The sequence below is a fragment of the Streptomyces sp. NPDC089799 genome, assembly GCF_040684755.1.
Classification (GTDB): Bacteria; Actinomycetota; Actinomycetes; order Streptomycetales; family Streptomycetaceae; genus Streptomyces.
The window spans coordinates 26,423-40,043 of sequence record NZ_JBFBGR010000014.1; the positions used below are offsets into that span (position 1 = coordinate 26,423).

At 71.9% G+C, this 13,621-nt stretch carries 12 protein-coding genes; 5 read left to right on the forward strand and 7 right to left on the reverse strand.

The features are described from left to right. Positions 1 to 92 precede the first annotated feature (92 nt). A complete protein-coding gene (locus tag AB0O36_RS17550; protein ID WP_365110681.1) occupies positions 93 to 1,202 on the forward strand; it encodes an alpha/beta hydrolase-fold protein in 1,110 nt (369 codons plus the stop codon). A 41-nt stretch (positions 1,203 to 1,243) separates the two neighbouring features. On the opposite strand, the gene AB0O36_RS17555 is transcribed toward AB0O36_RS17550, so the two are convergent. Continuing rightward, the gene (locus AB0O36_RS17555) at positions 1,244 to 2,212 is read right to left on the reverse strand and encodes an ATP-binding cassette domain-containing protein (protein WP_365110683.1); all 969 of its coding nucleotides are present in this window, start codon (positions 2,210 to 2,212) and stop codon (positions 1,244 to 1,246) included. A gap of 155 nt (positions 2,213 to 2,367) precedes the next feature. On the opposite strand from AB0O36_RS17555, the gene AB0O36_RS17560 reads away from it, so the two are divergent. The 4 genes from AB0O36_RS17560 (at position 2,368) to AB0O36_RS17575 (ending at position 5,981) form a co-directional block, all read left to right on the forward strand. Further along, entirely contained in the window at positions 2,368 to 3,051 is a 684-nt protein-coding gene (locus AB0O36_RS17560) for an ABC transporter permease (RefSeq protein ID WP_365110686.1), read from the forward strand. A gap of 3 nt (positions 3,052 to 3,054) precedes the next feature. After that, on the forward strand, positions 3,055 to 3,747 hold the full coding sequence (locus AB0O36_RS17565; RefSeq protein WP_365110688.1) for an ABC transporter permease: 693 nt from the start codon (positions 3,055 to 3,057) through the stop codon (positions 3,745 to 3,747). Positions 3,748 to 3,759: 12 nt separating this feature from the next. Next, complete coding sequence (locus AB0O36_RS17570) at positions 3,760 to 4,743, forward strand: ABC transporter substrate-binding protein (RefSeq protein WP_365110691.1); 984 nt, start codon at positions 3,760 to 3,762, stop codon at positions 4,741 to 4,743. 83 nt (positions 4,744 to 4,826) lie between these two features. After that, positions 4,827 to 5,981 carry a hypothetical protein gene (locus AB0O36_RS17575; protein ID WP_365110694.1) on the forward strand — a complete coding sequence of 385 codons (1,155 nt, stop codon included), beginning with the start codon at positions 4,827 to 4,829 and terminating at the stop codon, positions 5,979 to 5,981. A 58-nt stretch (positions 5,982 to 6,039) separates the two neighbouring features. Here AB0O36_RS17575 and folE read toward each other — a convergent pair whose 3' ends face one another. The 6 genes from folE to dacB form a co-directional block, all read right to left on the reverse strand. Continuing rightward, positions 6,040 to 6,645 (reverse strand): GTP cyclohydrolase I FolE, encoded by a 606-nt coding sequence (gene folE, locus AB0O36_RS17580; RefSeq protein WP_365110696.1) that lies wholly within the window; start codon positions 6,643 to 6,645, stop codon positions 6,040 to 6,042. A gap of 124 nt (positions 6,646 to 6,769) precedes the next feature. Further along, positions 6,770 to 8,806: an ATP-dependent zinc metalloprotease FtsH gene (gene ftsH / locus AB0O36_RS17585; RefSeq protein ID WP_365110699.1), complete on the reverse strand. Its 2,037-nt coding sequence runs from the start codon at positions 8,804 to 8,806 to the stop codon at positions 6,770 to 6,772. Positions 8,807 to 9,032: 226 nt separating this feature from the next. Further along, positions 9,033 to 9,572: a hypoxanthine phosphoribosyltransferase gene (gene hpt / locus AB0O36_RS17590; RefSeq protein WP_365111015.1), complete on the reverse strand. Its 540-nt coding sequence runs from the start codon at positions 9,570 to 9,572 to the stop codon at positions 9,033 to 9,035. Positions 9,573 to 9,612: 40 nt separating this feature from the next. Further along, a complete protein-coding gene (gene tilS / locus AB0O36_RS17595) occupies positions 9,613 to 10,629 on the reverse strand; it encodes a tRNA lysidine(34) synthetase TilS (RefSeq protein ID WP_365110702.1) in 1,017 nt (338 codons plus the stop codon). Between the two features lie 201 nt (positions 10,630 to 10,830). Then, entirely contained in the window at positions 10,831 to 11,967 is a 1,137-nt protein-coding gene (locus AB0O36_RS17600; RefSeq protein ID WP_365110705.1) for a zinc-dependent metalloprotease, read from the reverse strand. 148 nt (positions 11,968 to 12,115) lie between these two features. Continuing rightward, positions 12,116 to 13,603 (reverse strand): D-alanyl-D-alanine carboxypeptidase/D-alanyl-D-alanine-endopeptidase, encoded by a 1,488-nt coding sequence (dacB, locus tag AB0O36_RS17605; RefSeq protein ID WP_365110708.1) that lies wholly within the window; start codon positions 13,601 to 13,603, stop codon positions 12,116 to 12,118. Positions 13,604 to 13,621 lie beyond the last annotated feature (18 nt).

Sequence of the window (13,621 nt, forward strand, 5' to 3'; positions counted from 1 at the left end):
TTGCGTCCACTAGGACGGCGCCACGGGTCAGCGGGTTCACTCCCCACCGGGAAAAACTCGACCTGCCCTCCAGAAAGTCGGCATAACTCATCATGGGTCTCACCAGTAATACGGTTCTGGTCCTGGCCATCGTTGCCGGTGTGCTGCTCTTCGCGGCCACGGTCTGGCTCTGGCCGCGGTTGTCCGGCCGCACCTGGCGCGCGATCACCGGCCGGATCGGCCTGCTGCTAGCGACCCAGCTGGCTCTCTTCTCCGCGGTCGGCCTGGCGGCCAACAAGTCCTTCCTCTTCTACGGATCCTGGGCGGACCTGTTCGGACAGCAGACCGAGCTGGGCAAGGTCGTCGACCACTCGATGAGCAGCAGGGACATCAAGGTCGTCGACAAGCAGCAGCTGGACATCCCCGGCGGATCCCAGCCGGCCGTCGGCGGGCAGATCCTGAAGGTGGCCATATCGGGGGAGAAGTCCAAGATCAAGAGTCCGGCGTACGTGTACCTGCCGCCGGAGTACTTCCAGCCGCAGTTCAAGGGACAGAACTTCCCGGCCTCCATCGTGCTGACCGGCTACCCGGGCACGGCGGAGAACCTGATCAAAGGGCTGAACTACCCGATGACCGCCTTCAAGCAGGCCAAGGCGGGCAGGATGAAGCCGATGATCCTGGTCATGCTGCGGCCGACGGTGGCCCCGCCGCGGGACACCGAGTGCGTCGACATACCGGGCGGCCCGCAGACCGAGACCTTCTTCGCCCGGGATCTGCCGCAGGCGATCAAGACCACCTTCCGGGTCGGCGACAAGCCGCAGAACATGGGCTTCATCGGGAACTCCACCGGCGGTTACTGCGCCCTGAAGATGGCCGTGCACTACCCGGACACCTTCGGCGCGGGCGCCGGGCTGTCGGCGTACTACGAGGCCCCCAGCGACGCCACCACCGGCGACCTGTTCCGCGGCGACAACAAGCTGAAGAAGCGGGCGGACGTCCTGCACAGCCTGAAGAACAAGCAGCCGACCGGAACGTCCTTCCTCGTCACCAGCAGCCAGGAGGGCGAGGGCAACCTGACGGACACCAGGAAGTTCATCAAGTCGGTCAAGGGCCCGGACCGGGTCTCCTCGATCATCCTCGACAGCGGCGGCCACAACTTCAACACCTGGCGCCGCGAGATCCCGCCGATGCTCGAGTGGATGAGCGGCCGCATCCACGCCTGACCGCATCCACGCCTGACCGCGACCGGGCCGGGCCGGCCGGATCAGGCCCCCGGCACCCGGGTCCGCCTCAGGGCCCGGTGCACGCCCTCCGCGGTGAGCACTCCGGCCAGCGCGCCCGAGGCCGGGTCGGTGACCCCGATCCGGCCCGAGTCCTCCTGCAGCAGCAGCGCCAGCGCCTCCCGCAGCGAGGCCCCCAGCTCCACCGACGCCTCCGGGGCCGGCCCGGCCCCGTCCACGGCCGCCACGTCCTGCTCCGTCACCGGGGTCACCGCGAGCCGCCTCAGCCCCCGGTCGGACCCCACGAAGCCGGCCACGTAGTCGTTGGCCGGCTCGGCCAGCACCGCCGCCGGGGCGGCGAACTGCTCGATGGTGCCGTGCCCGTAGACGGCGATCCGGTCACCCATCCGGACCGCCTCCTCCAGATCGTGCGTGACCAGCAGGACCGTCTTGCGCACCGCCTTCTGCAGCGCCAGGAACTCCCTCTGCAGCCGCTCCCGGACCACCGGGTCCACCGCCCCGAACGGCTCGTCCATCAGCAGCACCGGCGGATCCGCCGCGAGCGCCCGGGCCACGCCGACCCGCTGGCGCTGGCCGCCGGAGAGCTGGTCCGGGTACCGGCCGCCGTACACGGCCGGATCCAGGCCGACCAGGTCCAGCAGTTCCGCGGCCCGCGCCCGGGCCTTCGCCCGCGGCGTGCCGAGCAGCTGCGGCACGGTCGCCGTGTTCTCCAGGACCGTCTTGTGCGGGAACAGCCCGACGTGCTGGATGACGTACCCGATCCGCCGCCGCAGCTCGACCGGGTCGGCCGCGGCGACGTCCTCGCCGCCCAGCAGGATCCGCCCCTCGGTCGGCTCGACCAGCCGGTTCACCATCTTCATCGTGGTCGTCTTGCCGCAGCCCGACGGCCCGACGAGCGTCACCAGTTCGCCCTCCGCCACCTCGAAGGAGAGGCCGGCGACGGCGGTGGTCCCGTCGGCGTACCGCTTGGTCACCTGCTCGAATCGGATCACCCGATCATCATGTCCCACCCGGACCGCCGACCGGACCACCCTTGTGTGAAAGGTGTGTTGCCCGGTTGCGAAAGATTCCGGCCACCGTCACGCACGGGGGTTATGGTCACTGCGGTGCACGGGCGTACAGGAGTTCGGCGACGGGGGGTGACGGTGTGGCAGCACGCAACTGCCTGGTGGCGAACGACTGGATCTGCGGGGAGTACGTCCGCAGCCGCAGCCAGGAACTGACCGACGCCACCCTCCAGCACATCGGCATCACCCTGGCGGCCGTCTCCATCGGCGTGGCCGTCAGCATCCCGCTCGCCCTGCTGGCCCGCCGCGGCCGCCGGTACGCCGCACCGGTGCTCGGCCTGTCGACGGTCCTCTACACGGTCCCCTCGCTGGCCATGTTCTCCCTGCTCCTCCCGGTCTTCGGCCTGTCCGCGGCCACCGCGCTCGTCGTGACCGGGCTCGTCCTGTACTCGCTGACCATCCTGGTCCGCAACGTCCTGGCCGGCCTGGAAGCCGTACCGGAGGAGGTCAGGGAAGCCGCCCGCGGCATGGGGTACGGGCCCGTCCGCCTGTTCTGGCAGGTGGAGCTCCCGCTGGCACTGCCCGCGCTGCTCGCCGGGGTCCGGATCGCCACCGTGTCGACGGTGGCGCTGACCACCGTCGGCTCCATCGTCGGCAAGGGCGGCCTCGGCAACCTGCTGGCCCCCGCCGTGGACAGCTCCTTCAAGGCACAGGTGCTCACCGCCTCCGTGCTGTGCGTCCTGCTCGCCCTGGCCGCCGACCTGCTGCTGCTCGGCCTGCAGCGGCTGCTGACGCCGTGGACCCGCGTCGCGAAGGGAGCCTGAGCGATGACCGGCGGGCTGCTGGGCGGGACCTGGGAATGGCTGGCCGACGGCTCCCACTGGACCGGCGAGGACGGGGTGTGGCACCGGCTCGCCGAGCACGCGTACGTCAGCGGCCTGGCGCTGCTGATCGCCTGCGCGGTGGCACTGCCGGTCGGCCTGGCCCTCGGACACCTGGGCCGGGGCGGCGCGCTCGCGGTCAACATCTCCAACGCCGGCCGGGCCGTGCCGGTCTTCGCGGTACTGGCCCTGTTCATGGTCTCCCCGCTGCGCAATTCGGGCTACGTGCCCACGGTGACCGCGCTCGTGCTGTTCGCGGTGCCACCGCTGCTCACCAACGCGTACACGGGCATGCGCGAGGTGGACCGTTCGGTGGTGGAGGCGGCCCGCGGCATGGGCATGTCCGGCGGGCAGCTGTTCCTGCGGGTGGAACTCCCCCTCGCACGGGGACTGCTGATGACCGGTCTGCGGACGGCCGCCGTGCAGGTCGTCGCCACGGCCACGGTCGCGGCGATGGTCGGCCAGGGGGGCCTCGGCCGGATCATCACCGCCGGCTTCAACACGTACAACACCCCGCAGGTCATCGCGGGCGCCCTGCTGGTGGCCCTGCTGGCGCTGCTGGTCGAGGCGCTCCTGGTGGCGGCGGACCGGCTGCTGGCACCGCCCGCCCGCCGCCGCGGCATCCGAAGAACGCCCTGAATGGAGCAGAGAATGAGCAAGGCAACGCGGGTCCTCGGCGCTTCCCTGGGCGCGCTGGCGCTGGCCGCGTCCCTGACCGCCTGCGGCGGCGACAGCCTGGAGAAGTCCAAGGACGGCGGCGGCACGGGGGCCGGGGGCACCGGCGGGGCCAAGGGCAAGCTGGTGATCGGCGCGGCCGGGTTCACCGAGTCCGGCATCCTGGCCGAGCTGTACGCGCAGCTGCTGCGGGACGCCGGCTACAGCACCTCCGTCACCACGGTGAAGAACCGCGAACTGTACGAGCCCGCCCTGGAGAAGGGCGAGATCGACATCGTCCCGGAGTACGCGGCCACCCTCGCGGAATTCCTGAACGCCAAGGTCAACGGCCCGAAGGCACCGGAGGAGAAGCCGGTCGCCTCCGCCGACGTCGCGGCCACCACGGCGGCCCTGGGCACACTCGGCGCCCCCCTCGGCCTGAAGGCCCTGCCGGCCGGAAAGGCAGTGGACCAGAACGCGTTCGCCGTCAGCCGGGAATTCGCCGCGAAGAACAACCTCAAGACGCTCTCGGACCTCGGGAAGTCCGGCCTGAAGGTCAAGATCGCGGCCGGCGACGAATGCGCCGTACGGCCCTTCTGCGCGGTCGGCTTGAAGTCCACATACGGAATCGACGTTTCCGGAATCGACCCGAAGGGCGTCGGCACCCCGCAGTCCAAGCAGGCGGTCAAGGACGGGGTCGACCACCTGGTGCTCACCACCACCACCGACGCCACCCTGGAGAGCTTCGGCCTGGTGCTGCTGGAGGACGACAAGAAGCTGCAGAACGCCGACAACATCCTCCCCGTGGTCAACGCCAAGGACGCCGGAAGCCCCGAGGTCGCGGCCGCACTGGGCAAGCTGACGGACGCCCTCACCACCGACGACCTCGTCGAACTGAACCGCAAGGTCGACACCGAACGCGCCAAGCCGGCCGACGTCGCCAAGGCATGGCTCGGCTCCAAGGGCCTGTTGAAGAACTGAAACGCGATCGCGGGGTAACCGCCGGGAAACAGATTGCCCGGCGGGCCCCCCACGCGAGGTCCACGCCCTGTAAATTTCTGGCCATGCCCCGTGGACGCCACCGCAATCCCGAACCCCTGCACCGGCTGCTCACGCCTTCGGCGATCGCCGGTGTCTCGTTCACCAGTGCCGTCGTGGCCTGGGTGCCCGAGGAGAGCCTGGTGCTGCGGCTGCTGGCGGCGCTCGCCGCGGCCTGCGGGATCGCCGGCGCGGTGTTCCTGCGGACCTGGGACCGGGCGGCGGGGCGGCGGGTCGCCGAACTCGCCCGCGAGCGGACCAAGGACGAGTGGCGGACCGAGGAACGAATAGCCGAGCTGGAGTCGGACCTCGAGGAGTCCCGCGCGCTGCGCGCCAAGCTGGACACCAAGCTCCGCGCCAAGCGCGTGGAACTGGCCGGGCTGCGGGGCGAACACGCGGCCCTGCTCCGGCGGTACGCCACGGCCGAGACGGAGCGGGCGAGCGCCCTGGAGGGACGCCGGCTGCTGGCCATCGAGGCCGGCGGAGCGGGCGCCAAGGACGGGTCCGGCGCACCGGCTCCCAAGGAGATCGCGGCGGCCACCGAGGAGCGCACCGCCGCGGGCGCGGCCACCGCCCTGGGCTACGCCCGGGCACACGCGGCGCTGTCCGCGCTGGCCCGGAAGGGCGAGCGCGAGCTCCCCGCGGCCAAGACCCCGACCGCCCCGGCCCTGCCCGAGGCACCCGCGGCCCATGCAGCCGCGGAGGCCCCGGAGGCCCCGGCACCGGTCCCGCCGACCGGCCTGGCCGCACCGGCCGCCACGGTGGCCGCACCGTCCGGGCTTCCCGCGCGGCGCCGTCCGGCCACGATCGCCCCGTACGCCGCCTCCCGGCGCCCCGCGTCCCGGGCCGAGGGCGGCTTCGACTTCTTCGGCACCAAGGCCGGCGGCGGCCCCGGCACCGGTAGCGCACGCGCCCGGGCGGCGATCGAAGCCGTCCAGCACGAGGACCTGGCGGACGTGGTGGGCGAGGAGGCCCTCGCGGCCCACAAGGCCGCCTCCACCACCCCGGCCCGGCCCGCCGGGGCCCCGGAAGCCACCGCGGCCGCGGAAGCCGTCGAGGCGTCCGAAGCCACTGGGGCGGCCGACACCACCGACACCGCCGACGCCCAGGTCATCGACCTGACGGAGCACGACGAGACCGAACCGATCGACGTCGGCACCCTCCGCACCGCCATCTCCTAGGCCGCCCGGAGTCCCGGGCGGCCGCGGAGGTCAGCGGGGTCGACGCAGTCCGCGCCGGTCAGCGAGCCATGATCAGGCTCATCGCCTCGCTGCGGGTGGCGCTGTCCCGCAGCTGGCCGCGCACGGCCGACGTGGTGGTCTTGGCGCCCGGCTTGCGTATGCCGCGTACGGACATGCACATGTGCTCGGCCTCGACCACGACGATGGCGCCCCGCGCCTCCAGGATCTCCATCAGGGAGTCCGCGATCTGCGTGGTGAGGCGCTCCTGCACCTGCGGACGGCGGGCGAACACCTCGACCAGCCGGGCCAGCTTCGACAGGCCCGTGATCTTGCCGGACTCGGCCGGGATGTAGCCCACGTGGGCGACGCCGTGGAACGGCAGCAGATGGTGCTCGCAGAGCGAGACGATCTCGATGTCCTTGACCAGGACCATCTCGTCGTGGCCCAGGTCGAACGTGGTGGTCAGGACGTCCTCGGGCTGCTGCCACAGGCCGGCGAGGATCTCCCGGTACGCCCGGGCCACGCGCGCCGGGGTCTCCAGAAGACCTTCGCGGTCCGGGTCCTCACCGACGGCGATGAGGAGCTCGCGGACGGCAGCCTCGGCGCGCTTCTCGTCGAACTCGCCGATCGTGCCCTCGCCGTCCAGGGTCACTGGGTCGGTCATCTGTGCCTCGTTCCTGTGTTCACGTCGCGGGCATGCCGATGAAAAAATGCCGCGCCCCCCAGGCTAGAACCTGGGGGGCGCGGCATCCATTCCGGGCCGATTCCGTACGTCGGCTCGGATCGGCTCAGACCTCGGGGCGGTCCTCCGGGGCCACCTCGATGCCCTTGTCCGCGGAGACGGGCGACGCGGCGGTGCTCGCCGAAATGCCGTTCGCGGCGTTCGTCAGCTGGAGCTCCTTCGGGGAGAGCACCGGCGGACGGGTGGACGGGGTGCGGCGGGAGGAGCCGGTCCACGCGGGGCGGGCCGGGCGCTTGACGATGGTCGAGAAGATCTCGGCGATCTCCTCCTTGCCCAGCGTCTCCTTCTCCAGCAGCGCGACCACGAGGTTGTCGAGGACGTCGCGGTTCTCGACCAGGATCTCCCAGGCCTCGTTGTGCGCGGTCTCGATGAGCTTCTTGACCTCTTCGTCGACCAGCGCCGCGACCTCTTCCGAGTAGTCGCGCTGGTGCGCCATCTCGCGGCCGAGGAACGGCTCGGTGTTGTCCCCGCCGAACTTGATCGCACCCAGGCGCTCGGTCATGCCGTACTGGGTGACCATCGCGCGGGCGGTGGCGGTCGCCTTCTCGATGTCGTTCGCGGCGCCCGTGGTCGGGTCGTGGAAGACCAGCTCCTCGGCCGCGCGGCCGCCCAGCATGTACGCCAGCTGGTCGAGCATCTCGTTGCGGGTGGTCGAGTACTTGTCCTCGTCGGGCAGGACCATGGTGTAGCCCAGCGCCCGGCCGCGGGACAGGATCGTGATCTTGTGCACCGGGTCGGAGTTCGGGGAGGCCGCCGCGACCAGGGCGTGACCGCCCTCGTGGTACGCGGTGATCTTCTTTTCCTTGTCCGACATGATCCGGGTCCGCTTCTGCGGGCCCGCCACGACGCGGTCGATCGCCTCGTCCAGCATCTGGTTGTCGATCAGCTTCCGGTCCGAGCGGGCCGTGAGCAGCGCGGCCTCGTTCAGGACGTTGGACAGGTCGGCACCGGTGAAGCCGGGGGTGCGGCGGGCGACGGCCGAGAGGTCGACATCCGGGGCGACCGGCTTGCCCTTCTGGTGGACCTTGAGGATCTCCAGGCGGCCCTGCATGTCCGGGCGGTCGACGGCGATCTGCCGGTCGAAGCGGCCGGGGCGCAGGAGGGCCGGGTCGAGGATGTCCGGGCGGTTGGTGGCGGCGATCAGGATGACGCCGCCCTTGACGTCGAAGCCGTCCATCTCGACGAGCAGCTGGTTCAGGGTCTGCTCGCGCTCGTCGTGGCCGCCGCCGAGGCCCGCACCGCGGTGCCGGCCGACGGCGTCGATCTCGTCGACGAAGACGATCGCCGGGGCGTTGGCCTTGGCCTGCTCGAACAGGTCGCGGACACGCGAGGCACCGACACCGACGAACATCTCGACGAAGTCGGAACCGGAGATCGAGTAGAACGGGACGCCCGCCTCGCCGGCGACGGCGCGCGCCAGCAGGGTCTTGCCGGTGCCGGGGGGCCCGTAGAGCAGGACGCCCTTGGGGATCTTGGCGCCGACGGCCTGGAACTTGGCCGGCTCCTGCAGGAACTCCTTGATCTCGTGGAGCTCCTCCACCGCCTCGTCCGAGCCCGCCACGTCGGCGAACGTCGTCTTCGGGGTGTCCTTGGTGATCAGCTTGGCCTTGGACTTCCCGAAGTTCATCACCCGGGAGCCGCCGCCCTGCATCTGGTTCATCAGGAACAGGAACACCACGACGATGAGCACGAAGGGCAGCAGCGACAGCAGCACGCTCAGGAACGGGCTGGTCTTGTCGGGGGAGACGGTGTAACCGTCCGGGAGCTCCTTGCTCGCCACCTTCTCGTCCAGGGTCTTCGCCAGCTGGACGCCCTGGTCGCCGATGTAGTTGGCCTGGAACTTGGTGCCCTTGTTGTCACCGAGCTGCTGGCCGTCCTTCAGCTCGATCTTGATCATCTGGCTGTCACCAGTGGTGAGCTTGGCCGTCTGCACCTGGTTCTGGTTGATCGCCTGGACGACCTCGCTGGTCTCCACCGACTTGTAGCCGCCGCCGGAGCCGACGACATTCATCAACACGACCACGGCGAGGACAGCCAGCACGATCCACATGACCGGCCCACGGAAGTATCGCTTCACGTCCATCCATACGGGGCGGTGATCGCCCCGTCCCTCCTGCCCGTAGGTAAATGCTGCTGTGAGTAAAGGCTGTTCTTCGGAATGTACCCCTGAATTGTCACCCGCGGCCCGACGGGACGGCTGACAGACCCGCTATCTCATGCTCCAACGGCGGGCACGGCCCCAGGGTTCCCCGGGGTTACCCCGGCCTGGCCGGGGTTCCCCGCGGGCCCGGGGGCCGCTGCCGCGGTCGTCAGCCGCCGTAGACGTGCGGGGCGAGGGTGCCCACGAACGGCAGGTTGCGGTACTTCTCCGCGTAGTCGAGGCCGTAGCCCACGACGAACTCGTTGGGGATGTCGAAGCCGACCCACTTGACGTCGATCGAGACCTTGGCGGCCTCGGGCTTGCGCAGCAGGGTGACCACCTCTAGGGAGGCCGGCTCGCGGGAGCCCAGGTTCGACAGCAGCCAGGAAAGTGTCAGACCGGAGTCGATGATGTCCTCGACGATCAGGACGTGCTTGCCCTTGATGTCGGTGTCGAGGTCCTTGAGGATCCGGACCACACCGGAGGACTGGGTCCCGGCGCCGTAGGAGGACACCGCCATCCAGTCCATGGTGAGCGGGGTGGACACGGCGCGCGCCAGGTCCGCCATGACCATCACGGCGCCCTTGAGCACGCCGACGATGAGCAGGTCCTTGCCCGCGTACTCTTCGTCGATCTTCGCGGCCAGCTCGGCCAGCTTCGCGTCGATCTCTTCCTTGGTGATGAGAACCGACTTGAGGTCGGCACCCATGTCCTTCACGTCCACCCGCTACATCACTTTCGTTGTGCCATCAGCCCTGCCGGATGACAAGTCTGCCACCCTGCCGCCGGGCCTCGACGCGGCCGGGCAGGTTGATCGCTCCCTGGCCGCGCCAGCCGGTGATGAGGCGGTCGACTTCCTCGATGTGGCGGGCGAAGAGGGAGCCCGCGGGGGAGCCGGCGGCGACCACGGCGCGGCGCAGCACCCGGCGGCGGACTGCGGGCGGCAGCGCGTAGAGCTTGGCGCACTCCAGGCGGCCGGTTTCGTCGCGTACGGCGGTGTCGGCCTCGGCGGCCCACGCGTCGAGGGCGTCGGCGTCGTCACGGGAGAGCCGGGCGGTACGGGCGAGGGCCTCGACGACCCCCTTGCCGAGGGCCTTCTCCAGGGCGGGCAGCCCCTCGTGGCGGAGGCGGGAGCGGGTGTACGCGGGGTCGGCGTTGTGCGGGTCGTCCCAGACGGGCAGGGACTGGGCCATGCACGCCTTGCGGGCGGTCTGCCGGTCGACCTGGAGGAAGGGGCGGCGGTAGCGGCCGGTGCGGCCGGGTCCGCCGGACACCTCGGCCATGCCGGAGAGGGAGCGGATGCCGGAGCCGCGGGCGAGGCCCAGCAGGACGGTTTCGGCTTGGTCGTCCCGGGTGTGGCCGAGCAGCACGGCGGCGGCGCCGAGCCGTTCGGCGGCTTCGTCGAGGGCGGCGTAGCGGGCGTCGCGGGCGGCCGCCTCCGGTCCGCCGGCGCGGCCGACGTGCACCGCGACGGACTCCGCCGGCTCCAGGCGGAGGGCGTTCATGCGGGTGACCACCTCGGCCGCGCGCAGGTCCGAGCCTGCCTGCAGTCCGTGGTCGACGGTGATGCCGCCGGCCCGGACGCCGAGCTTGGGGGCCTCGAAGGCGAGGGCGGAGGCGAGTGCCATGGAGTCGGCGCCGCCGGAGCAGGCGACGAGGACGAGCGGCTGCTGCCCGTCCGGGCGGGGGGTGAGGTCGGTGAGGACGTCGTGGAGTACGCGGCGTACCGCCAGGCGTATCGCCGCGACCGCAGGATGGGGACCCATGTCCGGTGCCCTTCGGTGGAGTTCGAATGCCGAGTCGGGTGGCTTGTCGGCAGGGGCGCAGGGATGGTGCGTGCCGCTGCCGGTATGTCACTCAGAGTGCGTCGATGGTGACAGAACAGAGCCGTTCCCTGAGCATCGCACGCCCTTCCACGGCCCACGGTCCCTCGGAAGGGTGATGCTGTTTCCCCCAGTGGGACATGTTTACGCCTCTTCTCCGGTCCCCTTGCGGTGCACGCGGGCCACCCAGTCCGCGGGATTGGCGATCTCCGCCTTGGTGGGCAGGGTGTTCGGGGAGGTCCAGACGCGGTTGAAGCCGTCGGTGCCGACCTGTCCGGTGACGGCGCGGACGAACCGCTCGCCGTCCCGGTACTGGCGCAGTTTGGCGTCGAGCCCGAGGAGCTTGCGCAGGGCGGCGTCGAGTCGGCCGGCACCGCTGGCCCGGCGCTTCTGGAACTTCTCGCGGATCTCGGCGACGGAGGGCACCACGTCCGGGCCGACCCCGTCCATGACGTGGTCGGCGTGGCCTTCGAGCAGGGACATCACGGCGGTGAGCCGGCCGAGGATCTCGCGCTGCTCGGGGGTCTGGACGAGTTCGACCAGGGAGCTGCCCTCGTCCCCGCGCTCGCCCTCGGGCCGGGCTCCGGCCAGGGACTGGGCGGCCTCCCGGAGCCGTTCCAGGACGGTCATCGGGTCCATGTCGGTGGCGCCGAGGAACGACTGGATTTCGCCCTCCAGGTGGTCGCGGAGCCACGGGACTGCGGTGAACTGGGTACGGTGCGTCTCCTCGTGCAGGCAGACCCACATGCGGAAGTCCTGCGGGTCCACGTCGAGTTCGCGCTCCACGTGGACGATGTTGGGTGCGACGAGCAGCAGCCGGCCGCCGCCGGAGGAGCCGGGCAGGTCGCGGGAGACCGGCGCGAAGGTCTCGTACTGGCCGAGCACCCGGGAGGCCAGGAAGCCGAGCAGCATGCCCAGCTCGACCCCGGTGACCTTGCCGCCGACCGCGCCGAGCACGGCGCCGCCGGGGGCGTTGCCGCGGCGCTCCTGCATCCGTCCGAGCAGCGGGCCGAGGAGTTCCCGGAATCCGGCCACGTTGGCCCGGACCCAGCCGGCCCGGTCCACGACGAGGACCGGGGTGTCCTCGACCGGCGCGCCCTCGGGGATCATCCCGGTGAACTCGCGCACGTGCCGTTCGGACTCCCTGGCGTACGCCCGCAGCTCCGCCACGACCGCCCGGGCCTCGTCCCGGGTGACCTCCGGGCCGGGCCGGACCAGGCGGGTCGCGGTCGCCACCGCGAGGTTCCAGTCGACCATCTCCGCACCACCGATGCTCGTCATGCGTCAACCGTACGTGGACCGGGGCCCGGGCGGATCCCCGCGGACGGGGCCGTTGTCGGGGGCCCCGGGGCGGAGTCGGGCGTGGAGTCGGGCGTGGAGTCGAGTGTGGAGGCGTCCGGGCGGGACCGGGGCCGGGACGGGGGCCGGGTCAGGCGGAGGTGTCCGGTCCGGTGGTGGCCACCGCGGCCGCGAGCTTGTCCAGGGCCTTCTCGGCCGCCTGGGCGTTTCCGGTGTCCGAGGCGAGGAAGGCGAAGGACAGCAGCCGGCCGGAGGGCGACACCGCGGTGCCGGCCAGGGCGTTCACCCGGGTGAGGGTGCCCGTCTTGGCGCGGACGAGACCGGCGGCCGGGGAGTCGCCGGCGTTGCGGGCGCGCAGGGTGCCGCTGAAGCCGGCCACCGGCAGGCCGCTGAGGACGGGCCGGAGTTCGGGGTGGGCGGGGTCGGCGGCCTTGGCGAGCAGCCGGGCCAGCTGGGCGGCGGACAGCTTGTCGGCCCGGTTCAGGCCGCTGCCGTCGGCGAACCGGCTGCCGGTGAGGTCCAGGCCGAGGCCGGCCAGTTTGTTGGCGATGGCCTTCTCGGCGCCCTCGAAGCTGGCGGGCTGCCCGGAGGCGAGGGCGGTCTGCCGGGCAAGGGCCTCGGCGATGTCGTTGTCGCTGTTGGTCAGCATCCGTTCGACGAGGGCGCCGACCGGGGTGGAGCGGGTGGTAGCCATCGGGGCGGCGCCGGCCGGGGCCTTGCCGCGGGCGGGGCCGCCGGTGACGTTGATGCCGCGCTCGCGGAGCAGGCCGGCGAAGGCGGCGGCGGTGTCTCCGGAGGGGTTCTGGGTGCGGGCCACCGGGCCGGAGACGGAGTCGTCGGGGCGGCCCTCGTCGGCGGTCAGGGAGGTGACCGGCGCCAGGTTGCCGTTGTCGGCGCCGATGGGGTGGACCACGGGGCCGGAGTACAGCGTGTCGTCGTAGGCGAGGGTGACGGTGGTGGTGTTCGCGGCCTTGAGGGCCTGGGCGGTGTCGGCGGCCAGCGCGACCAGGCTGCCGCCGGACCCGGCCGGGGCCTTCTTCCTGGCGGTGAGGGACGGGTCGCCGCCGCCGACCAGCACGATCTGTCCGGCTCCGGGCCCGGCGACCACGGTGGTGGCGATGCGGTGCTCGGGGCCCACGGCGGCCAGCACCGCGGCCGCCGTGGCGATCTTGGTGGTGGAGGCGGGGGTCATGGCCTCGCCCTGGCCGGACTCGTACAGCACCGCGCCGGACGCGGTGTCCACGACGGCGGCGGTGTGCAGGCTCCCGAGGGCCGGGTCGGCCAGCAGCGGGCGGAGGGCTTCGGCCAGGGCGGCCGGGTCGTCCCCGGAGGGTGCGGGCGGGGCGGGCGGCGCGGCCGGGGTGCCGGAGGGCGCGGGTCCGGCGGCGAGGGCCGGGCCGATGCCGGGGAGCACGGCCGGGGCGCTCGGCGCGGCCTGCGGAAGCGGCGCTTCCCCGTGATCTGCGCCACCCGTCCGGCCCTGGGAGGCGGCCCGGTCCCGCTCGGCCTTACGCTGGCCGGAGTCCCATGGACCCGCTGTCACCACGGCGGCGGCCGACAGGGCGAGGCCCGCGGCGGCCGAGCCCGCGACGAGCTGCCACGTTCTGATCAATGGCACCTCGGACCAGCCCCTTTC

Excerpts from the sequence above, each read along its gene's own strand:
- AB0O36_RS17570 (WP_365110691.1), top strand. The coding sequence starts at position 3,760 with ATGAGCAAGGCAACGCGGGTCCTCGGCGCTTCCCTGGGCGCGCTGGCG.
- hpt (WP_365111015.1), bottom strand. The coding sequence starts at position 9,572 with ATGGGTGCCGACCTCAAGTCGGTTCTCATCACCAAGGAAGAGATCGAC.
- tilS (WP_365110702.1), bottom strand. The coding sequence starts at position 10,629 with ATGGGTCCCCATCCTGCGGTCGCGGCGATACGCCTGGCGGTACGCCGC.
- folE (WP_365110696.1), bottom strand. The coding sequence starts at position 6,645 with ATGACCGACCCAGTGACCCTGGACGGCGAGGGCACGATCGGCGAGTTC.
- AB0O36_RS17575 (WP_365110694.1), top strand. The coding sequence starts at position 4,827 with ATGCCCCGTGGACGCCACCGCAATCCCGAACCCCTGCACCGGCTGCTC.
- AB0O36_RS17565 (WP_365110688.1), top strand. The coding sequence starts at position 3,055 with ATGACCGGCGGGCTGCTGGGCGGGACCTGGGAATGGCTGGCCGACGGC.
- AB0O36_RS17600 (WP_365110705.1), bottom strand. The coding sequence starts at position 11,967 with ATGACGAGCATCGGTGGTGCGGAGATGGTCGACTGGAACCTCGCGGTG.
- ftsH (WP_365110699.1), bottom strand. The coding sequence starts at position 8,806 with ATGGACGTGAAGCGATACTTCCGTGGGCCGGTCATGTGGATCGTGCTG.
- AB0O36_RS17550 (WP_365110681.1), top strand. The coding sequence starts at position 93 with ATGGGTCTCACCAGTAATACGGTTCTGGTCCTGGCCATCGTTGCCGGT.